The sequence below is a fragment of the Paenisporosarcina macmurdoensis genome (assembly GCF_042658845.1).
Taxonomy (GTDB): domain Bacteria; phylum Bacillota; class Bacilli; order Bacillales_A; family Planococcaceae; genus Paenisporosarcina; species Paenisporosarcina macmurdoensis.
This window is the reverse complement of record NZ_JBHSRI010000008.1, coordinates 1-592: the sequence shown is the minus strand read 5'-3', so window position 1 is coordinate 592 and position 592 is coordinate 1. Positions and strand designations below refer to the sequence as shown.

The following is a 592-nucleotide window of genomic DNA, read 5'->3' as shown; positions in this document are numbered from 1 at the left end:
CGCCTCCTAAAGTGTAACGGAGGCGCCCAAAGGTTCCCTCAGAATGGTTGGAAATCATTCGTAGAGTGTAAAGGCAGAAGGGAGCTTGACTGCGAGACCTACAAGTCGAGCAGGGTCGAAAGACGGGCTTAGTGATCCGGTGGTTCCGCATGGAAGGGCCATCGCTCAACGGATAAAAGCTACCCCGGGGATAACAGGCTTATCTCCCCCAAGAGTCCACATCGACGGGGAGGTTTGGCACCTCGATGTCGGCTCATCGCATCCTGGGGCTGTAGTCGGTCCCAAGGGTTGGGCTGTTCGCCCATTAAAGCGGTACGCGAGCTGGGTTCAGAACGTCGTGAGACAGTTCGGTCCCTATCCGTCGTGGGCGTAGGAAATTTGAGAGGAGCTGTCCTTAGTACGAGAGGACCGGGATGGACACACCGCTGGTGTACCAGTTGTTCTGCCAAGAGCATCGCTGGGTAGCTATGTGTGGCCGGGATAAGTGCTGAAAGCATCTAAGCATGAAGCCCCCCTCAAGATGAGATTTCCCATTACGCAAGTAAGTAAGATCCCTCAAAGACGATGAGGTAGATAGGTTCGAGGTGGAAGC

1 rRNA gene is annotated in these 592 nt (G+C 54.7%); it reads left to right on the top strand.

The features are described from left to right. A 23S ribosomal RNA gene (locus ACFPYN_RS07510) occupies positions 1-592 on the top strand; the annotation flags it as partial.